General features: G+C 49.7%; 19 protein-coding genes and 1 riboswitch. Of the genes, 18 read left to right on the top strand and 1 reads right to left on the bottom strand.

Going from position 1 to position 20,228, the window contains the following annotated elements:
- Positions 1 to 80 precede the first annotated feature (80 nt).
- The 13 genes from gmk to KNO99_RS04315 all read left to right on the top strand — a co-directional run bounded on the left by gmk (position 81) and on the right by KNO99_RS04315 (position 13,969).
- Positions 81 to 728: a guanylate kinase gene (gene gmk, locus KNO99_RS04375; RefSeq protein WP_031421596.1), complete on the top strand. Its 648-nt coding sequence runs from the start codon at positions 81 to 83 to the stop codon at positions 726 to 728.
- Positions 728 to 937, top strand: coding sequence for a DNA-directed RNA polymerase subunit omega (gene rpoZ / locus KNO99_RS04370; RefSeq protein WP_015881337.1), 210 nt, complete (start codon positions 728 to 730; stop codon positions 935 to 937). The genes gmk and rpoZ overlap by 1 nt, the downstream gene beginning before the upstream one ends.
- Before the next feature lie 58 nt (positions 938 to 995).
- The gene (gene coaBC, locus KNO99_RS04365) at positions 996 to 2,186 is read left to right on the top strand and encodes a bifunctional phosphopantothenoylcysteine decarboxylase/phosphopantothenate--cysteine ligase CoaBC (protein WP_214745534.1); all 1,191 of its coding nucleotides are present in this window, start codon (positions 996 to 998) and stop codon (positions 2,184 to 2,186) included.
- Positions 2,183 to 4,507 carry a primosomal protein N' gene (gene priA / locus KNO99_RS04360; RefSeq protein ID WP_214745531.1) on the top strand — a complete coding sequence of 775 codons (2,325 nt, stop codon included), beginning with the start codon at positions 2,183 to 2,185 and terminating at the stop codon, positions 4,505 to 4,507. The genes coaBC and priA overlap by 4 nt, the downstream gene beginning before the upstream one ends.
- Positions 4,508 to 4,518: 11 nt before the next feature.
- Positions 4,519 to 5,919, top strand: a complete 1,401-nt coding sequence (fmt, locus tag KNO99_RS04355; protein WP_214745528.1) for a methionyl-tRNA formyltransferase — start codon at positions 4,519 to 4,521, stop codon at positions 5,917 to 5,919.
- The gene (gene rsmB / locus KNO99_RS04350) at positions 5,906 to 7,237 is read left to right on the top strand and encodes a 16S rRNA (cytosine(967)-C(5))-methyltransferase RsmB (RefSeq protein WP_214691787.1); all 1,332 of its coding nucleotides are present in this window, start codon (positions 5,906 to 5,908) and stop codon (positions 7,235 to 7,237) included. Before fmt ends, rsmB begins: the two co-directional genes overlap by 14 nt.
- Before the next feature lie 4 nt (positions 7,238 to 7,241).
- Positions 7,242 to 8,327: a dual-specificity RNA methyltransferase RlmN gene (rlmN, locus tag KNO99_RS04345; protein WP_214691788.1), complete on the top strand. Its 1,086-nt coding sequence runs from the start codon at positions 7,242 to 7,244 to the stop codon at positions 8,325 to 8,327.
- 8 nt (positions 8,328 to 8,335) lie between these two features.
- Entirely contained in the window at positions 8,336 to 9,070 is a 735-nt protein-coding gene (locus KNO99_RS04340; protein WP_214745525.1) for a Stp1/IreP family PP2C-type Ser/Thr phosphatase, read from the top strand.
- 5 nt (positions 9,071 to 9,075) lie between these two features.
- Entirely contained in the window at positions 9,076 to 11,025 is a 1,950-nt protein-coding gene (gene pknB / locus KNO99_RS04335; RefSeq protein ID WP_214745522.1) for a Stk1 family PASTA domain-containing Ser/Thr kinase, read from the top strand.
- 42 nt (positions 11,026 to 11,067) lie between these two features.
- Positions 11,068 to 11,955 (top strand): ribosome small subunit-dependent GTPase A, encoded by an 888-nt coding sequence (rsgA, locus tag KNO99_RS04330; protein WP_214693954.1) that lies wholly within the window; start codon positions 11,068 to 11,070, stop codon positions 11,953 to 11,955.
- A 3-nt stretch (positions 11,956 to 11,958) separates the two neighbouring features.
- Positions 11,959 to 12,615 (top strand): ribulose-phosphate 3-epimerase, encoded by a 657-nt coding sequence (gene rpe, locus KNO99_RS04325; protein ID WP_214745519.1) that lies wholly within the window; start codon positions 11,959 to 11,961, stop codon positions 12,613 to 12,615.
- 20 nt (positions 12,616 to 12,635) lie between these two features.
- Positions 12,636 to 12,736: riboswitch (TPP riboswitch) on the top strand.
- A gap of 73 nt (positions 12,737 to 12,809) precedes the next feature.
- A complete protein-coding gene (gene thiT / locus KNO99_RS04320; RefSeq protein WP_074034820.1) occupies positions 12,810 to 13,385 on the top strand; it encodes an energy-coupled thiamine transporter ThiT in 576 nt (191 codons plus the stop codon).
- A complete protein-coding gene (locus KNO99_RS04315) occupies positions 13,382 to 13,969 on the top strand; it encodes a thiamine diphosphokinase (RefSeq protein ID WP_214745516.1) in 588 nt (195 codons plus the stop codon). Before thiT ends, KNO99_RS04315 begins: the two co-directional genes overlap by 4 nt.
- A gap of 56 nt (positions 13,970 to 14,025) precedes the next feature.
- Here KNO99_RS04315 and rpmB read toward each other — a convergent pair whose 3' ends face one another.
- Complete coding sequence (gene rpmB / locus KNO99_RS04310; protein ID WP_015881349.1) at positions 14,026 to 14,214, bottom strand: 50S ribosomal protein L28; 189 nt, start codon at positions 14,212 to 14,214, stop codon at positions 14,026 to 14,028.
- Positions 14,215 to 14,466: 252 nt separating this feature from the next.
- On the opposite strand from rpmB, the gene KNO99_RS04305 reads away from it, so the two are divergent.
- The 5 genes from KNO99_RS04305 (at position 14,467) to recG (ending at position 20,174) form a co-directional block, all read left to right on the top strand.
- Complete coding sequence (locus KNO99_RS04305; RefSeq protein ID WP_015881350.1) at positions 14,467 to 14,829, top strand: Asp23/Gls24 family envelope stress response protein; 363 nt, start codon at positions 14,467 to 14,469, stop codon at positions 14,827 to 14,829.
- Positions 14,830 to 14,851: 22 nt separating this feature from the next.
- The gene (locus KNO99_RS04300; protein ID WP_214745513.1) at positions 14,852 to 16,531 is read left to right on the top strand and encodes a DAK2 domain-containing protein; all 1,680 of its coding nucleotides are present in this window, start codon (positions 14,852 to 14,854) and stop codon (positions 16,529 to 16,531) included.
- A 63-nt stretch (positions 16,532 to 16,594) separates the two neighbouring features.
- Entirely contained in the window at positions 16,595 to 17,257 is a 663-nt protein-coding gene (gene sdaAB / locus KNO99_RS04295; protein ID WP_074034808.1) for an L-serine ammonia-lyase, iron-sulfur-dependent subunit beta, read from the top strand.
- A 12-nt stretch (positions 17,258 to 17,269) separates the two neighbouring features.
- The gene (gene sdaAA, locus KNO99_RS04290) at positions 17,270 to 18,157 is read left to right on the top strand and encodes an L-serine ammonia-lyase, iron-sulfur-dependent, subunit alpha (RefSeq protein ID WP_214745510.1); all 888 of its coding nucleotides are present in this window, start codon (positions 17,270 to 17,272) and stop codon (positions 18,155 to 18,157) included.
- Positions 18,144 to 20,174 carry an ATP-dependent DNA helicase RecG gene (gene recG / locus KNO99_RS04285; protein ID WP_214745507.1) on the top strand — a complete coding sequence of 677 codons (2,031 nt, stop codon included), beginning with the start codon at positions 18,144 to 18,146 and terminating at the stop codon, positions 20,172 to 20,174. Before sdaAA ends, recG begins: the two co-directional genes overlap by 14 nt.
- Positions 20,175 to 20,228 lie beyond the last annotated feature (54 nt).

The following is a 20,228-nucleotide window of genomic DNA, read 5'->3' as shown; positions in this document are numbered from 1 at the left end:
AAAATATGGTACGATGGAGTAGGAAATCCGAACTTCTTCTTGCCGGGACAATTGATTGACTGCTATTATAATTAAATGTGATGTTAGAAGATGGAGGGCTTGCAGTGAATTTTAAAGAACGAGGATTATTAATCGTTTTGTCTGGACCGAGCGGTGTCGGAAAAGGGACCGTTTGTCGTGCTCTTCGCGAGGAAGAGGACAATAACCTTCAATATTCGGTGTCGGCGACGACTCGAAAGCCACGTGAAGGGGAAGTCGAAGGAGTCCATTACTTCTTCAAATCGAGAGAAGAGTTCGAACGCATGATCGAACAAAAAGAATTGCTCGAACACGCCGAGTTCGTCGGCAACTATTACGGGACGCCTGTAGAGTGGGTGCGTGAAACGCTCGAAAGCGGCCAAGATGTCATTCTTGAAATTGAGGTGCAAGGGGCGTTCCAAGTGAAGGAACTTCTCCCGGAAGCCGTCTTTTTATTCTTGGCACCACCAAGTCTTCAAGAACTTCGCAATCGTCTAATCGGACGAGGCACGGAGTCTGAAGAAGTCATCAAGCAACGCCTGCTCGTCGCGCGTGAAGAAATCGAGTTGATGGACGCCTATGATTACGTCGTCACGAACGACGAGGTCGACAAAGCCATCGATCGGATTAAAGCGATCGTGACAGCTGAGCATTGTAAACGTGAACGTGTTGCGTCACTCTATAAAAAAGCCATGATGGAGGTCATTTAATGTTATACCCTTCGATTGATGCCTTACAACGTACTATCCCGTCAAAATATACGATCGTTACGGTCGCTGCGAAACGGGCGCGTCAGATTCAAGATGGAAAAGCACCGAAAGTCGCCGAGCCAAAATCATATAAGCCGGTCGGTCAAGCGTTAGAAGAACTATTTTCGGGTGATACGACAATCATCGTGAACGAAAAAAACAACGGATGAAGTGTGACCCAAGTCGTTTGCGACTTGGGTCTCATTGTCTATAAGGGGGAGTTTGGGAATGGTGAAGGATCGTACTATTTTGTTATGTGTGAGTGGTGGCATCGCCGCCTACAAGGCGTGTGCGCTCACATCGAAATTGGTTCAAGCCGGAGCGAATGTTCGCGTCGCGATGACGAAGTCGGCAGAACAATTCGTGGGTCAGGCGACCTTCCAGGCGCTCAGTCGAAATCCGGTCTATACCGATGTGTTTGAAGAGCATGATCCAACAAAGATTGCACATATCGATGTCGTCGACTCGAGTGACTTGATCGTCGTCGCTCCTGCGACGGCCAACACAATCGCGAAATTAGCGAACGGGATTGCAGATGACTTCATCACGACATCGATTCTTGCGGCGAAATGTCCGGTGATCGTCTCACCGGCGATGAATGTGAACATGCTCGAACATCCTGCCACACAGCGGAATATCGAGACGTTGAAATCATACGGCTATCAGTTGATCGAACCAGGTGTCGGTAACTTGGCATGTGGCTGGATTGGCGGTGGACGTCTGCCGGAACCAGAAGATTTGGTGCGCATCATCGAAAGCCAGTTCGTCCCGAAACTATACCTCGGAAAAGAAGTATTGATTACGGCTGGTCCGACGATAGAACGCATCGACCCCGTCCGTTACTTATCGAACGACTCGTCAGGAAAAATGGGTGTGGCGCTCGCGGAAGTGGCACGTGATATGGGTGCCCGTGTCACCCTCGTCCATGGTCCGCTTCAAGTCCCTGTACCAGACGGTGTGACGGCCATTCCCGTCAAATCGAGCGAAGAGATGTTGCAGGAAGTGACAAGTCGTTTCGAATCACTCGACCTCGTCGTGAAGTCGGCGGCAGTCGCGGATTATCGTCCTAAAACGGTCCATGCAGAGAAACATAAAAAAGTGCATGGTCCACTCACAATCGAACTCGAAGAAACGACAGACATTCTCAAGACACTCGGTGAACGAAAGACCCATCAAGTGTTAGTCGGCTTTGCTGCGGAGACGGAACGACTCGAAGAACATGCGGCAGCGAAACTGAAGAAAAAGAACGTCGATTTCCTCGTCGCAAACGATGTATCCGGTAGTGACGTCGGATTCGGTGCAGATGATAATGAGGCAGTCCTGTTCCACGCCGACGGGACAAAGCTCCAGCTTCCGAAACAGTCGAAGAAACAGTTGGCGTTCGAGTTGCTCACACACTTTAAGGAAGCGGTCCAATGATTGCCCACGTCCATGTTGATGCACCGGTGATTACGATTGATCGTCCGTTTGATTATGAAGTACCCGAACAGTTCGAATCCTTGATTGAGCCGGGGATGCGTGTCTCCGTTCCATTCGGTTCACGCCGTCTGTTAGGAATCGTCGTCGGCACATCGGACGGGACGAGAGATGGATTGAAGCCGCTCGAAGCCTTATTAGATGAAGAATCCTCACTCACGGATGAGCTGCTCGACTTGTCCATCCATGTGAAGGAAACGACGCTATGCTTCCGTTCTTCTGCACTCCTTGCGATGCTACCAGCAGCGTTAAAGGTTAGTTACGACAAAGAAATTAAAGAGGGGCATGTGCCTGAAGGTGTTCGTCTCGGGACACATTTATCGGAATATCCGAAAGACATTCAATCGGTCATTCTCGGACTTGCTAAAAAAGGGGAGCTTACCCTCGCTCCCGTCCTGAAAGAAAAGAAAACAGTCAAAACAGACATCGTCGTTGAACTGCTCGATCCGACAGTCGTCTCGAAACGTGCGAAAAAGCAACTAGAAGCGATTCAAGCGTTAGAAGAGACGCCACGTATGTATTGGTCGGCATTACGCCAAATCGGATTGACTCGTCCGCAACTTCAAAAGCTCGAAGATCTCGGTGCGGTGCGGTTGACCGAAGTGGAATTGAATCGTGACCCGTACGCGACGATTGAACAAGTACAGGAATCGGTGCAGTTAAACGATAGTCAGGCGAACGCGGTCCGAGCGATTCATGAGGCGGATGCAGGCGAGACGTTACTTGTACACGGTGTGACCGGTAGCGGAAAGACCGAAGTGTATTTAGAATCGATTGGACAAGTCATTGATGAAGGCAAGCAGGCCATCTTGCTCGTGCCGGAAATCAGTTTGACGCCGATGATGGTAAAACGTTTTAAACGTCGCTTCGGTGAACGCGTCGCAGTCTTACACAGTGCCCTTTCCAAAGGGGAGAAGTATGATGAGTGGCGTAAAATCAAGCGGAAGGAAGTCGACGTCGTCGTCGGTGCTCGTTCGGCCATCTTTGCGCCGCTCGACCGTCTCGGTCTCATCATCTTAGATGAAGAACATGAGACGACGTATAAACAAGAAGAGAACCCGCGCTATCATGCGCGCGATGTCGCTATCTGGCGGGCCCGCTATCATGGGTGTCCCGTCGTGTTAGGGAGTGCGACACCTTCGCTCGAGTCATACGCCCGGGCGCAAAAGGGTGTGTATCGCTACTTACACTTGAAAGAACGGTACGGTGGAGAAATGCCACCGGTCCACATTATCGATATGCGCCGTGAACTGGCAAAAGGCAATACGACGATGTTCTCTGAGGAATTGTTTAATGGAATCCTCGACCGGATCGAGAAAAAGGAGCAATGTGTCATTCTGTTGAATCGCCGTGGATTTACGACATTTGTCATGTGTCGGGACTGTGGGGAAGGAATGACCTGTCCGCATTGTGCCGTCAATTTGACGTATCATCAATATGGTGATCGATTGAAGTGTCATTATTGTGGCTATGAAGTCGGCATGCCGTCGACGTGTCCATCGTGTAACAGTAAGAAAATCAAGCAGTTCGGATCAGGCACTCAGAAGATCGAGACAGAGTTGTTGAACCGCATTCCGGAGGCGCGCATCATCCGAATGGACCAAGATACGACGTCGCGGAAAGGGTCGCACGAACAATTGTTACGACGCTTCGAAGAAGGAGAGGCCGACATTTTACTCGGCACTCAAATGATTGCCAAAGGACTCGACTTCCCTAACGTCACGCTCGTCGGAGTACTTGCGGCAGACGCGACGCTCGGGATGCCTGATTTCCGTGCGACTGAGCGGACGTTCCAACTTGTCACCCAAGTGGCAGGGAGAGCCGGTCGTGGAAAACTTCCAGGTGAGGCGTTCGTCCAAACGTACAATCCGGACCATTATGTCATCGAGACAGCGAGTGAACACGACTATGAGACGTTCTTCGCCAAAGAGATGGGTCTTCGTCAAGTCGGGAACCATCCGCCGTATTGGTTTTTGACGCTCGTCACATTCTCAGCAGAAAATCCGCTCGTCGCCAAGGCAGAGGCGGAACTGTTCGCATCAGACTTTTTACAGGCGCAAGTGGAGAACAGCCGCTTGAACGGTCCGATGCCTGCCCCGTTATCAAAATTAAAGAATGCGTATCGTTATCAGGTGTTCATTAAAACGAAACAACCTGAAACGCTCTACGCGGAGTTAGCTCGCCTTCAACAAGCAAGAGCGAAAGCGATCAGTAAGAAAGAATATCAAATGAGTATCGATGTGAACCCATACGTATTCATGTGAGGTGGAGAGACATGTATAAAGTAGTAGAAGTACCGAACGATATATTACGCGTAACATGCGAACCGGTAACGAAGTTCGATAAAAAATTGCGTCAAACGGTCGACCGATTGTTTGATACGATGTATGAGTATGACGGAGTCGGTGTTGCGGCACCACAGGTCAACTTGAATCAACGACTCGCAGTCGTCCATACCGATGATGAGACGGGTCCTCTCGTCTTGATCAATCCTGAAATCATCGAGACGTCAGGACGTGAGGTCGGACTCGAAGGATGTTTGAGCATCCCAGGCGAATTTGGATTCGTGGAACGTCACGAGTCGATCGTCGTCAAAAATCAGGACTTGAAAGGGCGCACGCATACGATTCAAGCGAGCGGCTTCTTCGCTCGGGCGATTCAGCATGAGATGGATCATTTAGATGGCGTCTTATTCACAGACAAGCTCGCGGTTCCAAACCCTGGAAAAGACAAACGAATCGTCTTCATGGGAACTCCGACATTTGCGGTATCTGTACTTGAGCGACTGCTCGAAGAAGGATACAATGTCGTAGGTGTCGTCTCGCAACCGGACAAACCGGTCGGACGAAAACGTGAACTGAAACCAACGCCTGTGAAAGAGTGTGCACTCCGTCATGGCATTCCTGTCTTGCAACCTGAGAAAGTTCGCACGGATTATGAAGAAATTTTAGCGTTACGTCCGGACCTCATCGTCACGGCAGCGTATGGTCAAATTGTGCCGACCGCATTACTCGAGGCACCGCCTCACGGAGCAATCAATGTCCATGCCTCGCTACTTCCGAAATATCGTGGAGGTGCCCCGATCCATCAAGCCATCATCGATGGTGAGTCGGAAACAGGTGTGACAATCATGTATATGGTCGACAAATTGGACGCAGGTGACATGATTGCCAATACGATTGTTCCGATTGAAGAAATGGATACGGTCGGAACGTTATTTGATAAACTGGCTGTAGCAGGAAGCGATCTTCTCATCCGTACACTTCCAGCTTTCTTAGAAGGATGGATTGAAGCGGTCCCTCAAGATGAGCGGGATGTGACGTTTGCACCGAACATCAGTCGTGAGCGCGAACAAATCGACTGGAGTATGGGTGGGGAAGCCATCTATAATCACATTCGCGGGATGAATCCATTCCCGACTGCCTATTCGACGCTTGACGGCGAACGTGTGAAACTGTTCATGGGAGAGAAGACGACCGGTACAGGTCAACCTGGAGAAGTCGTTCGACTTGAAGAAGATGGATTCGTCGTGGCGACTGGGAACAGCGTTGCCATCAAAGTGACGGACTTACAACCAGCAGGAAAAAAACGGATGGATGGTGCGACCTTCATGCGTGGAGCTGGACAAAAGTTGCGTGTTGGTGACCGATTAGGAGGAACTCATGAACGTACGTGAAGCAGCGCTTGATACGCTGATAAAAATTGAACAAGGCGGCGCATATTCAACGATTGCCGTCAACGATGCATTAAAACAAAAGAAAGTCGCCCCAAAAGATGTCGGTCTGTATACCGAACTCGTTTATGGGACACTCAGTCGAAAAGGAACGTTGGATTACATCTTAAACGATCGAATCCGTTCGCCGAAGAAGCTTGATAAGTTCGTCCTTCCGCTTCTTCGGATGAGTGTATATCAACTTTTTTACCTCGATAAGGTGCCAGATCGCGCCGTCTTACACGAAGCGGTCGAAATCGCGAAAAAACGAGGACACCATCTCGGAACGAGTAAATTCGTGAACGGGGTGTTACGTAACGTTCTCCGTGAAGGGTTCCCTGACTTTAGCGAGTTGACAGATGCGGAGAGAATCTCAATCGAGCATAGTCATCCGAAATGGCTCGTTTCTGATTGGATTGACCTATATGGGGTGGAAACGGCAGAAGCCATCTGTCAATTGAACAATGAGCCAGCTCCTGTCACGGTTCGCGTCAACCGTAAACGCGCGTCTGTCGACGACATGATGAACCGGTTGGCCGACTTAGGAGTCTTGACGTCACGCTCTGAACTATCAAGCGACGGACTCGTCGTCGAATCGGGCAACGTCCATTCGACCCCGTTCATCGAGGAAGGTCTCTTATCGATTCAAGATGAGAGCTCGATGCTTGTCGCAGATGCCCTCGGTGTATCGAAAGATGATCAGATTTTAGACGCATGTGCCGCCCCTGGTGGGAAAGCAATGCACACGGCAGAACGGATGGAGAACGGGTCGCTCACAGCGCTCGATTTACATCCACACAAAGCGAAATTGATCGACCAGCAAGCCAAACGTCTTCACATCAATGGAGTGACCGCACTTGCCCTTGATGCTCGTCTGGCAGGTGAACGGTTTGAAAAAGAGAGCTTTGACCGTATTCTTCTAGATGTTCCTTGTTCGGGTCTTGGTGTCATTCGTCGAAAGCCAGATATCAAATGGACGAAAGACAAAGCCCAGTTAGAAAACTTACCGAAGATTCAACGACAAATCATTGATGCCGTATTGCCACTGCTCAAACCAGGTGGTACGCTTGTTTACTCGACATGTACGATTGATCCGTCCGAGAACGAGACGCAGGCTGACTATGTATTGTCAAAAGGATTGGTGTGGGACGAGACGTTAAAAGAACGTCTCCCGCAATCTGTTCGTCCGATCATGACATCGGACCGTGCTGAATTAAAACTATTACCGACGACATTCGGGACCGACGGCTTCTATATCGCCGCATTTAAGAAAGAGGTATAAAACAATGAATCCAAAAGCAGTAGAAAAGAATCCACTTTTAGGCGCAAAACCGTCACTTTATTCGTTGACGTTCCCTGAACTTGAGGCGTGGGTCGTGGAAGCAGGAGAAAAATCATTCCGTGCGAAACAATTATATGATTGGATGTACGTCAAACGTGTCACGTCATTCGACGATATGACGAACGTTCCAAAAGCACTTCGTGACCAATTACAAGAGTCGTTCCAACTGACAACGTTGAAAGAATTGGTCAAACAAGAATCGCAAGACGGTACAATCAAATTCTTGTTCGAACTTCAAGATGGCTATTCAATCGAGACGGTTCTCATGCGTCACGAGTATGGGAACTCCATTTGTGTCACGACACAAGTCGGTTGCCGGATCGGCTGTACGTTCTGTGCCTCAACACTCGGTGGGTTGAAACGTAACTTAGAAGCTGGTGAAATCACGGCACAAGTTCTTGATGTACAGCGCGCCCTAGATGCGACAGGCGAACGTGTTGACTCGATCGTCGTCATGGGAATCGGTGAACCGTTTGATAACTATGATGAGTTGATGCGTTTCTTACGCACGGTCAACCATGATAACGGCCTTAACATTGGTGCCCGTCACATCACGGTATCAACGAGCGGAATCGTTCCAAAAATTTATAAGTTTGCTGATGAAGGTATGCGCATCAACTTCGCCATCTCTCTTCATGCGGCTTCGACAGAACTACGTACACGTCTCATGCCAATCAACCGTGCGTTTGACTTGAACAAATTGATGGATGCCGTCCGTTACTATACGGAGAAGAGCGGTCGTCGCATCACGTTCGAATACGGATTGTTTGGTGGCGTCAACGATACGGAAGACCATGCCCACGAATTGGCTGACTTGTTGAAAGGCATCAAATGTCACGTCAACTTGATCCCAGTCAACCACGTATTGGAACGCGACTACGTACGCACACCGAGAGCTCAAATCTTTGCCTTCGAAAAAGTGCTCAAAGACCGCAACGTGAACGTGACGATTCGTCGCGAACAAGGTTCGGATATCGATGCTGCTTGTGGGCAACTTCGAGCGAAGGAGCGCGAACAAGAAACGAGGTAATCAGAAAGATGGAATTAGCATTTCGAACAGATCGTGGACAAGTACGCACACAAAATGAAGATGCAGTTTTAATCTTAGGCGATGCCTTCTCAGGAATTGCGCTCGTTGCCGACGGAATGGGTGGACATGCAGCGGGAGAGGTCGCGAGTCAAATCGTGATTGAAGAGTTTCGGCGGGCTTTCCCGTCTCTCCCGTCGACCCCTGTCGACATCGAACAATGGTTCCGCCATCACATTCACTTGGCGAATGAACAAGTGTTGCAGTTTGCGAAACAGTCGAACCTCGTCATGATGGGAACGACTGTGGCGGCCGTTTGTTGGAACGGAGAGACAGTTGTCATCGTTCATATCGGCGATAGCCGTGTCTATGCCCTGCAAGCGAACGAATTAAGACGTCTTACAGAAGACCATTCTTACGTCAACGTGCTCAAACAGCTCGGTGAATTGACGGAAGAAGAGATGCGCGTTCATCCGAAACGAAATGTCATCACCCGAGCGATCGGTTCAAGCGAACAAGTCGAGCCTGACGTACAAGTGCTCGCTGACCCTGAGTTTGATGTGATTTTAATTTGTACGGATGGATTGACGACACATTTGACCGATGGGGCGATTCAACACGTTTTACAACAAGCTGTATCAGCTGATCAAAAGGCAGATCAACTGATTGCGGAAGCCAACCAATTGGGAGGGAGCGACAACATCACGGTCGCCCTCGTTCAATTCACAGATAGAAAGAGAGGATGAATCCGATGCGAAGCGGAGAACGAATCAACGATCGTTATCGGATCGAACAACAAATCGGCAGCGGAGGCATGGCAAATGTCTACCGGGCTCATGACGAGATTTTAAACCGAACCGTCGCCATCAAGGTGTTGCGATCTGAATTCTCACATAACGAACAATTTATACGTCGGTTCGAGCGAGAAGCCCACGCGGCTACGAGTCTGAACCATCCGAATATCGTCGCGATCTACGACGTCGGCGATGAAGATGATTTATACTATATCGTCATGGAGCACGTCGATGGCGTGACGTTAAAACAATATTTGCAGGAAGAATACATATCTGTCGATGAGGCGTTGCGCATCATGGGGCAGATTTGTGATGCGATTGACCACGCCCATGCGAACCGAATCATTCACCGGGATATCAAGCCGCAGAATATGATGATCGATCAGCATGGAAACGTGAAGGTGACCGATTTTGGGATTGCTGTCGCGATGTCGAATGCGACGTTGACGCATACGATGTCCGTCCTTGGTTCTGTCCATTACTTCTCACCCGAGCAAGCTCGTGGGAAATTTGCAGATGAAAAATCGGACATTTACTCGCTCGGTGCGGTTCTTTATGAATTGTTGACGGGTCGTGTACCGTTCATCGGCGAGACGCCGGTCGCGGTCGCCCTTCAACATTTGCAAGATGACCCGATTCGACCGATGGACTTAAATCCGAATATTCCACAAGCGCTTGAGAACTGTGTCATGCAAGCCTTATCAAAATCACCGGGTGCCCGACATGCATCGGTCGCAGCCTTTAAAAAAGATTGTATGACCGCGTTGAGCCGTGAACGTGCCAATGAGCCGAGACGACTCTCGGCAAATCAAGACGAGTTCGACCAGACACTCGTCATGGCACCGGTCATGCCGGAAGAAAAACAAGATGTGCCCGTGACACCAACACCGGTCACGCCACCAAAAGAACAGGAACCGGAAGAGGTGCCTGTGAAAAAGAAGAAACGAAAATGGTGGATTTGGATCTTACTCATCGTTCTATTGATTGGTGGAAGCATTGCCGCTTACGTGGTCGCCGATGAGATGTCTCGTTCCGTCGTGCCGGATGTCGTCGGCATGAGTATCGGGGATGCGACGACAGAGCTTGAAGCTTCCGGGTTTGTCGTCGAAGTGACAGAACGGGCGAGCGATGATATTGCGGAGGGTGAGGTCATTTCGCAAAACCCGCAAGAAGGACGTAAGCCAAAACGCGGAACGACCGTGACGATTGTCGTATCGGCCGGAAAAGAGACGGTCGAAATGCCGAACGTAGAAGGTCTTTCGCAAACTGCTGCGGAACGTATGTTGAAAGACTTAGCATTCAGCGACCTTGAAATTAAAACAGAAGCTTCTGAAACGGTGAATAGCGGAGACGTGATTTCCCAATCGGTCGACCCAGGTGAAGAGGTCGTTCCTTCAGAGGTGACGGTCACACTCGTCGTGTCGACAGGAAGCAACAAAGTAGAACTATCGAACCTTGCAGGATATACATTCGACGAAGCATCCATTTATGCTGAACAGAACAAACTGAAAATCGTGAAGCGGGATGAATTTTCGACAAGTGTTCCAAAAGGTCAAATCATCCGTCAACTTCCGACAGCTGGGACAGCAGTCGACCCGGGAACGGAGCTCACGGTCATCGTATCGGAAGGTGTTGAACCGACTGATGTTTCGATTGAACGTGAAGTGACCGTAGAAGTCGAACAACCGGACAAAGACAAGAAGCCGAAGACGGTCGAAGTCGTGATTCGTACGGTTGACGCACGTGGTGAGATTGAGGTGCTTCGTGATCAAATCACAGAGACGACAACGTATTCGTATACGCTCGTCATTGCCCCTGACGAAGTCGGGACGGCGACGATTGAAGTCGATGGTGAGATTGTCCGAACAGATTCAGTCACATATGCACAAGCTGAAGAGGCACAATAAAGAGGTGACGGTGTCGTCACCTCTTTTTTAAAGGAGGTAGTCATAATGAAAGGAACAATCATTCGCCTTCAAGGCGGGTTTTACGATGTGATGACCGAGACGAATCAAGAGATTCGTTGTCGGGCCAGAGGAAACTTTCGAAAGCGCAACATCTCACCGGTCGTCGGCGATGATGTGGTGATTCAAGATCAAGAAGATGGGACCGGCTATATTTTAGAGGTGGAAGAGCGTCAAAACCACCTCGTTCGCCCGCCGATTGCCAATATCGATCAGGCGTTCCTCCTCTTTTCAGTAAAAGAACCGGCGTTTTCGTATCATTTACTCGATCGTTTCCTCGTCCTCATCGAGTCAAAGCAAATTCATCCGATCATCGTCTTGACGAAGATGGACTTGCTCGATGAACATGAAGTCGAGCCGATACAAGAAGCGATTGCACGTTACCGGGCCATCGGATATGACGTGATTGAGACATCGACGGAGCATGCTCACGGAGTGGATGAAGTGCGCGGTCTTTTCAAAGAGAAGACGAGTGTCTTCGCCGGTCAGACCGGTGTCGGAAAAAGTTCGTTACTTAACGCTGTCGCGCCAGAGCTCGAGTTGGCGACAGGGGAAATCTCTAAATCACTCGGTCGAGGAAAGCATACGACGCGTCACGTGACGTTAATTCAATTAGCGGACGGTCTTGTTGCCGACACACCTGGATTTTCAAGCTTGGAGTTTCCTCAAGAACTTGAGGCAGATGAACTCAGATGGTGCTTCCCTGATTTCGTGGAACGCCATGACGATTGTAAGTTCCGCGGATGTGCTCACCTGAATGAACCGGGATGTGCCATCAAACAAGCCGTTGAAAATGGTGAAATCGCTTCAACAAGGTACGAGAATTATGTTACCTTTATGGAGGAGTTAAACGATCGAAAACGGAGGTATTGACAGATGATTAAAATTGCACCATCTATTTTAGCGGCCGACTTTGCCAATTTGGAGGCGGAAGTGAAAGCTGTCCAAGAAGCGGGAGCGGACTATATCCATTTTGACGTCATGGACGGACAGTTCGTGCCGAACATCTCGATTGGTCTGCCGGTCCTCGCAAGCTTGCGTAAAAAATCAGACATGGTCCTCGATGTGCATTTGATGATTGACCAACCGGAACGTTATGTCGAAGACTTCGTGAAAGCGGGTGCGGACATCGTGACCGTTCACGTGGAAGCGACGAACCATTTGCATCGCGTCTTGCAACAAATCAAAGCGGCTGGCGCAAAATGCGGAGTCGTCTTGAACCCGCATACACCGCTCTCGACGATTGAGCACGTGCTTGCGGACGTCGACATGGTATTGCTCATGACCGTCAACCCAGGGTTCGGGGGACAAGCCTTCATCGAATCGGTCGTACCGAAAATTTCAGCACTCAGTCAGCTCCGCCAAGACCGTCAGCTTGATTTCGAGATTGAAATCGATGGTGGTGTCAACGCGGAAACGGCAAAATATTGCATCGACGCAGGGGCTGATGTCCTTGTTGCGGGATCAGCCATCTATAATCAACCAGATTATAAAGCAGCCATCGATAGCATTCGTGGCGCATCTCGTGTATAATCGACGATAGAACAACAAGATAGAGTCGCAAGGGGTGTCACATGATGTGGCTGAGAGGCATACGCTAACCCTTTGAACCTGTTCCGTTCACACGGACGTAGGGATGTGGCGAAAATGCACGTTGCGAATCCAAGCAGCATGGCGTTTACGTCATGCTGCTTTTTGTCGTTCAACCAAATAAAGGAGGAAGAAAGATGAAATCACGTTTCAAATTACAAGCGCTCATTGAAATTTCATTGTTTGCAGCGCTCGGGCTCATTTTTGATTTGCTCATTCCATACCGTTTGCCACAAGGGGGATCCATCAGTTTAGCGATGCTCCCGATCTTTGTGATGGCATTCCGCCACGGATTAAAAGGTGGTCTCGCGACAGGTGCCCTCGTTGGGACACTTCAACTCTTGTTCGGTGCCTATATTTTCACGCCTGTACAATTCCTGCTCGACTATACGGTCGCTTATGGTCTCGTCGGAATGGCTGGAGTGTTCGCGGGGCGTGTGAAGCAAGCTGCGAGCAACGGGGCGACGAAGACGCTTGCCACTTATTTAGTACTCGGGGCGCTCCTTGGTTCGATGTTACGATACGCGGCGCACGTCATCTCGGGAATTGTCTTCTTTGCTGAATATGCAGAAGGTCCGGTCGTTGCCTATTCACTAGGCTATAATGCTACGTATATGGCACCATCCTTTGTCATCTCAGCCATCGTGTTGGTGCTCCTCTTCACGACAGCACCACGTTTCACGCGTGTGGCGACACGGGATCTCCGTCAATGAATATATTGATCGTCGCGGCGAGTCCGGAACCCATTCCGGACTTACCGCGTGATGCCGATTTTGTCATCGGTGTCGATGGTGGATATCAAAGATTATTAGATGAAGGGATCATGCCAGACGTCGTGGTCGGGGACTTTGATTCGTTTAAAGGACTACCGCCTGAGGAGGCGCTACGCTATCCTTCGGAGAAAGACGTGACGGACTTAGAGATTGCATTAGCGTTCGCGAGAGAACGCGGGGCGACACGGATGGATGTATACGGTGGCTTAGGCGGACGCATCGATATGACGTTTGCGAACGTCGGCTTACTTGAAGCGTATCCGGAGATGGTTCTTCACGGAGATGGTCAAACGGTTTATCTCGTGAGAACAGGTAGCGAGGTCATTATGAAGCGAGACGGGCACTATCTTTCCTTCATGCCTTGGAAGACGGCCACGATCTCGATTGAAGGTGTCAAGTATCCACTCGACCATCATGAGGTCAAGAGTGGGGAGGCGTTGACGATTTCGAATGAATGGACCGAAGCGTCTGCCCGATTGACGGTCCATCAAGGAATGGTTCTCGTCATGATCATTAAAAAATAAGCAAAAAAAATCCCATCGGCGAATGCCGCTGGGATTTATTCGTTCGTGTATAAGTATTATACGCGTTCAACGAGACCTGATTTAAGTGCGCGAGCTGAAACCCAAACGCGTTTCGGTTTACCGTCAACGAGAATACGAACTTTTTGTACGTTTACACCCCAAGTGCGTTTTGTCTTGTTGAGTGCGTGCGAACGGTTGTTACCTGATTTAGGTGATTTACCTGTTACGTAGCATTTACGTGCCATGCGTTTCCCCTCCTTTTTTATGTGGGTTCGTCCTAATAGACACTCGTTTATATTAGCACGGCTTTTTTCCCGATGCAACTAGAAAATCGTACCATGACAAGAAAAAAACTTGACATTACTCTCAAGGATTTGAATAATGAATGAGGTTATCGCGTTAATTGACCGAGTTTCTGGAGCAGGTTCTTTTAATAACTAGGTACTTATTGTAGAATGTACATTAGGAATCATTCCGAATAAAGGAGGCTACTCCATATGGCAATTGAAATGAAGACAACATATGGCAATATTGACATCACAAGTGACGTCATCGCGACACTCGCAGGTGGTGCGGCGATGGAATGCTTCGGTGTGGTCGGCATGGCTTCACAAGCACAATTGAAAGACGGCATTGCTGAATTGTTAAAACGTGAAAATTACGCGCGTGGTGTCGTCGTACGTCAAGAAGACGAAGACGTACATATCGACATGCACATCATTGTAAGCTACGGAACGAAGGTATCTGAAGTTGCATACAACGTGCAGAGCCGAGTGAAGTATACGCTTGGAGAAACTTTAGGATTAAACGTTTCGTCGGTAAATATATTCGTTCAAGGCGTTCGTCTGACGAATGACTGACGAAAACGGAGGAGGATTTGGTGTGGGTTTAAAACGTTTAGATGGATTGGCGCTCTCAAACATGATCGCGAACGGAGCGGCCAACTTGAGCCAAAACGCAGATTATGTGGATTCGCTTAACGTCTTCCCGGTTCCAGACGGAGATACGGGAACGAACATGAACTTGACGATGACGTCGGGTGCGAAAGAAGTAGCAGCGATGAACTCATCAGATATCGCAGAGGTGTCATCGAAGTTTGCTCGTGGACTACTTATGGGAGCACGTGGAAACTCAGGCGTTATTTTAAGTCAGTTGTTCCGTGGATTCGGTAAAGCGGTTGAAGGCAAAGCGGAACTGACAACTGTTGATTTTGCAGAGGCGCTCAAGCGCGGTGTCGACACGGCATACAAGGCGGTTATGAAACCGGTTGAAGGAACGATTTTGACGGTTGCTCGTGAAGCGGCCGACGAAGCGCTTCTTGCGTCAGAGTCGACAAGTGATTTCACTGAATTTATGAAACGTGTCATCGTAGAAGCGAAAGCATCGTTAGACCGTACACCGGACTTGTTGCCGGTATTAAAAGAAGTCGGCGTCGTCGACTCAGGCGGTCAAGGTCTTCTGGTCATCTACGAAGGATTCCTTGCAAGCCTTGAAGGAAAAGAACTCGAGAAACCACATGCACCCGTCATGGATGCGTTGATCGAGGCAGAACATCATGCACATGCGGCACAAGGATTCATGTCAACAGAAGACATCGAATTCGGCTACTGCACGGAGATCATGGTTCGTTTCCAAGACGAGAAGTTAAAGGATGCGCCGTTCAATGAAGATGCATTCCGTAACGAATTGTCAGAACTAGGGGATTCTCTCCTTGTCGTCGCGGACGAAGAACTCTTAAAAGTTCACGTGCACGTCGAGACTCCAGGTGAGGTCATCACGAAAGGTCAGCGTTTCGGTGAACTCGTTGCAGTCAAAATCGAGAACATGCGCCAACAACATTCGACAATCCTTGAAGAGGAACACGGCGCAAATCAGCACGGTGTTCAACAGGCCGAGAAGCCAAAAGCACCATTTGCAATCGTAACGGTGGCAATGGGTGAAGGCGTCAGTGAATTGTTCCGATCGCTTGGGGCAGCACATGTCATCGAAGGCGGTCAGACGATGAACCCATCGACAGAAGATATCGTCAAGGCGGTTGAATCTGCACATGCGGAACATGTCTTTATCTTCCCGAACAACTCAAACATCATCATGGCTGCTGAGCAAGCAGCGTCAGTCGCACCATGCGGCGTCTCTGTCATCCCGACGAAGACGGTCCCACAAGGTCTTGCGGCGGCAATCGCCTTCAACCCAGAGGCGGATGTCGAGATGAACGAACAAGCGATGAAAGCGGCTGCCGCGACTGTGAAGTCTGGTCAGGTCACTTACGCTGTTCGTGATACGAGCATCGATGGTGTGGAAATCAAGAAAGACGAGCATATGGCGATTGCAGAGAAGAAAATTGTTTCTTCATCGAAATCAAGCCTCGAAGCGGCTAAGAAGTTGGTCGATGCACTTGTCGAAGCAGATGACGAAATCATCACGATCTTAACAGGTGAAGGTTCATCTGAATCAGACGTGGAAGCGTTGACGTCATATATCGAATCTGTAAATGATGAGATTGAGATTGAAGTACACGACGGCAAACAACCGCTTTACTCTTATATTTTTAGTGTGGAATAAGCTGTTTCAAGTCCCTACCTTCTGTATAATGAAGGTAGGGATTTTTGAAAGGGGGAAAATAAAGTGAAATATCGTAGTGTGTTTGACATTATTGGTCCTGTCATGGTCGGACCGTCGAGTTCGCATACAGCCGGTGCCGCACGCATCGGTCTGATGGCGGGAAAATTATTCGGGAGAACACCCCGCACCGCGCGCATCACGTTTTACGGGTCGTTTGCGGACACGTATCGGGGTCACGGTACGGATGTCGCAATTGTCGGTGGAATTATGGGATTTGATACGTTCGACCTGCGAATCCCACAGGCGTTAGACATCGCCCGTGAAAAAGGAATCGAGGTCATCTTTGAGACGAGTGATCTGTTGACGGATCATCCGAATACAGCGCGGGTCTTGCTCGAAGACGAATTCGGTACATTTGAAATCGTCGGGATTTCAATCGGTGGGGGAACGATTGAGATTACGGAACTGAATGGATTCCCGTTGAAGTTGACAGGTGGGGGACCTGCGCTCGTTGTCTTACATCACGACCGATTCGGCGCCATCGCTGCAGTGACCGGCGTCTTGGCAAACCATCAATTAAACATCGGGCATATGGAAGTGAGTCGCCACGAAAAAGGAATGCAAGCTTTGATGGCGATTGAGATTGATGAAACGATTCCTGCTGAAGTGATCGCAGAACTGGAACGGTTACCGCAAATCGAACGGATAGCTATTTTTGGGGAATAAGGAGAATGTGAGATGTTTAAATCAGTAGAAGAGTTAGTGACGATTGCCACAGAACGAGGCATCCCGATTTCTGAAGTCATGATCGAACAAGAGATGCACGTCAGACGCTCAAGCCGAGAGGACATCATCGGGATGATGGACCGAAACCTCGAGGTCATGGAAGAAGCGGTTGAACGCGCACTTCAAGGTGTCACATCGGTGACGGGATTGACGGGGAACGATGCCGTGCTCATGCAAGAGTATATCCGATCAGGTAAATCACTTGCTGGAGACCTCATTTTAGATGCCGTGTCAAAAGCAATCGGGACGAATGAAGTAAATGCGGCGATGGGACGAATTTGTGCGACACCGACTGCGGGGAGTGCAGGCGTCGTACCTGGAACGTTATTCGCTGTGAAAGATCGTCTCGAGATGGACCGCGATGCGATGATTCGCTATTTGTTCACGTCAGGCGCTTTCGGTTTCGTGGTGGCGAACAACGCCTCGATCTCGGGAGCGGCAGGTGGTTGTCAGGCAGAGGTCGGTTCAGCGACCGGAATGGCTGCAGCCGCCATCGTCGAGGCAGCCGGCGGGTCACCGGACCAGTCGGCGACGGCGTTCGCGATCGCCCTTAAGAACATGCTCGGTCTCGTCTGTGACCCGGTGGCAGGGCTCGTTGAAGTCCCATGTGTGAAACGAAACGCCATGGGTGGTGCCAACGCCATTGTGGCGGCTGACATGGCCCTCGCGGGAATCACATCACGCATTCCTTGTGACGAAGTCATTTCAGCGATGCATGAAGTCGGTCAAATGATGCCGACCGCATTAAAAGAGACGGCGAAAGGCGGACTGGCGAATACGCCGACGGCTCGTCGCCTCGAACGAAATATATTTGGAGCGAAAGAAGATGCAAAACAATGAACGACTGACGACTCTGAAAGGTGTCGGGCCAGAGATGGCCAAAAAACTAGAAGTGATGGGACTTGTTCGAATCGAGGACGTGCTAGAGCACGTCCCGTTTCGTTATGAGAATTATAATAGTGGGACCGTAACGACAGCCGTTCACGGTGACTTGGTCAAGTGGAGTGGGACGGTCCAGGCAGAACCGCTCGTTCGCTACTATAATAAAGGAAAGAATCGACTTCAGTTCAGATTGTTGTTAGAAGAACGTTATGCGGTCCAAGTGACGATGTTTAACCGTGCATTTTATAAAGAAAAGTTAGCAATCGGCGAGACCGTCACGGTCAAAGGAAAATGGGACATGAATCGAATGACGATCAGCGCGACCGACCTCGAGTTCGGTGTTCCGTCAGGCGGACTTCAACCAATCTATTCATTACGAGCGGGTCTTACGCAAAAGAACTTTAGTCGGATCGTCAAATTAGCATTCGAACAAGTGGGCGAGCTTCCGGAGCGGGTGCCACCGTCCATACGGGCCAGGTATCGACTTGAGGACCGGATGGATATGCTACGCGGCATGCACTTTCCAGATACCGTGGAAACATATAAGCAGGCGAGACGGAGTTATGTTTATGAAGAATGTCTCATGTATCAATTGAAATTGCAGGCGTTTCGGAAAATGGAGCGGTCAGGAAACGGTCGAGCCCTTCAACTTGATAAACATCAACTGAATGAGTTCGTCAAACGACTCGCATTCCCGTTGACGGGAGCCCAAACACGGGTCATCCGTGAAATCGTATCCGATTTGGAGAAGCCAGAACGGATGAATCGATTGCTACAGGGGGATGTCGGGAGCGGGAAGACCGTCGTTGCCGCGATTGCCTTGTATGCGACCGTCATGGCTGGGTATCAAGGGGCGTTGATGGTGCCGACCGAGATTTTAGCAGAACAACATGCGACGTCTTTACAGGAATTGTTTGAACCGTTTGGCATCACAATCGCCCTCTTGACGAGCTCGGTGAAAGGAAAGGCGCGAGAAGCGCTTCTAACAGCGATCCAATCAGGAGACGTCGACATCATCGTGGGGACACATGCGCTCATTCAAGGACCTGTCGAGTTTTCGAACTTACATTTGGCAATCACAGACGAACAGCATCGATTCGGTGTCGAACAACGGAAGAAACTTCGCGATAAAGCGGAATTTGCGGATGTCTTATATATGACCGCGACTCCGATTCCGAGGACACTTGCCATCAGCGCCTTCGGAGAGATGGACGTCTCGACAATCGATGAGATGCCGAAAGGCCGAAAACCAATCGAAACATACTGGGCAAAGCAAGACCAAATCGACCGTGTCCATTCGATGGTCGACCGTGAACTGTCACTCGGCCGTCAAGCGTATGTGATCGCACCACTTATCGAGGAGTCTGATACGCTTGAGGTCGAAAGTGCGACGGCTTTGTATGAATTGTTGAAAGAACGGTTTCCAAACTATTCTGTGGGGCTGATGCACGGAAAACTGTCGAGCGCAGAAAAAGACGACGTGATGAAGTCGTTTGCTGACAATGCGACGCAAATTCTCGTCTCGACGACGGTCGTCGAAGTCGGGGTGAACGTTCCGAACGCTTCACTCATCATCATCCATGATGCCGAGCGTTTCGGTCTCGCGCAATTGCACCAGCTTCGTGGCCGCGTCGGCCGTGGTGCCCATCAATCGTTCTGTATCCTCGTCGGGGACCCGAAGTCAGATGTCGGGAAAGTACGACTGAAAACGATGACAGAGACGAACGATGGATTCGTATTGGCAGAGAAAGATTTAGAGTTACGTGGTGCCGGTGATTTCTTTGGTACCGCGCAAAGCGGTCTTCCGAGCTTCCGGGTCGCAGATCCCGTTCTCGATTTGAAAGTGATGGAAGTGGCCATGCAAGATGCCGTGAAACTTCTCGGGAGCGACGCCTTTTGGCATGACGCCCAATATGAAGGATTACGTGGCTATTTGAAACAACTCGACCTTCTCGTTGGGGAAAGGTTAGAATAATACTTGAAAATGACGACTAAAGAATATATACTGCTATTAGTACCAGGTATTAAG

Source organism: Exiguobacterium sp. s189, assembly GCF_018617615.1.
Lineage (GTDB): Bacteria > Bacillota > Bacilli > Exiguobacteriales > Exiguobacteriaceae > Exiguobacterium > Exiguobacterium aestuarii_A.
This window is presented reverse-complemented; position numbering and strand designations above follow the sequence as displayed.

Coding starts and splice junctions, on each gene's coding strand:
- rlmN (WP_214691788.1), top strand. CDS start 7,242: ATGAATCCAAAAGCAGTAGAAAAGAATCCACTTTTAGGCGCAAAACCG.
- KNO99_RS04315 (WP_214745516.1), top strand. CDS start 13,382: ATGAATATATTGATCGTCGCGGCGAGTCCGGAACCCATTCCGGACTTA.
- KNO99_RS04305 (WP_015881350.1), top strand. CDS start 14,467: ATGGCAATTGAAATGAAGACAACATATGGCAATATTGACATCACAAGT.
- fmt (WP_214745528.1), top strand. CDS start 4,519: ATGTATAAAGTAGTAGAAGTACCGAACGATATATTACGCGTAACATGC.
- rpe (WP_214745519.1), top strand. CDS start 11,959: ATGATTAAAATTGCACCATCTATTTTAGCGGCCGACTTTGCCAATTTG.
- rpmB (WP_015881349.1), bottom strand. CDS start 14,214: ATGGCACGTAAATGCTACGTAACAGGTAAATCACCTAAATCAGGTAAC.
- priA (WP_214745531.1), top strand. CDS start 2,183: ATGATTGCCCACGTCCATGTTGATGCACCGGTGATTACGATTGATCGT.
- recG (WP_214745507.1), top strand. CDS start 18,144: ATGCAAAACAATGAACGACTGACGACTCTGAAAGGTGTCGGGCCAGAG.
- coaBC (WP_214745534.1), top strand. CDS start 996: ATGGTGAAGGATCGTACTATTTTGTTATGTGTGAGTGGTGGCATCGCC.
- pknB (WP_214745522.1), top strand. CDS start 9,076: ATGCGAAGCGGAGAACGAATCAACGATCGTTATCGGATCGAACAACAA.
- KNO99_RS04340 (WP_214745525.1), top strand. CDS start 8,336: ATGGAATTAGCATTTCGAACAGATCGTGGACAAGTACGCACACAAAAT.
- gmk (WP_031421596.1), top strand. CDS start 81: ATGTTAGAAGATGGAGGGCTTGCAGTGAATTTTAAAGAACGAGGATTA.
- rsmB (WP_214691787.1), top strand. CDS start 5,906: ATGAACGTACGTGAAGCAGCGCTTGATACGCTGATAAAAATTGAACAA.
- rpoZ (WP_015881337.1), top strand. CDS start 728: ATGTTATACCCTTCGATTGATGCCTTACAACGTACTATCCCGTCAAAA.
- thiT (WP_074034820.1), top strand. CDS start 12,810: ATGAAATCACGTTTCAAATTACAAGCGCTCATTGAAATTTCATTGTTT.
- sdaAA (WP_214745510.1), top strand. CDS start 17,270: ATGTTTAAATCAGTAGAAGAGTTAGTGACGATTGCCACAGAACGAGGC.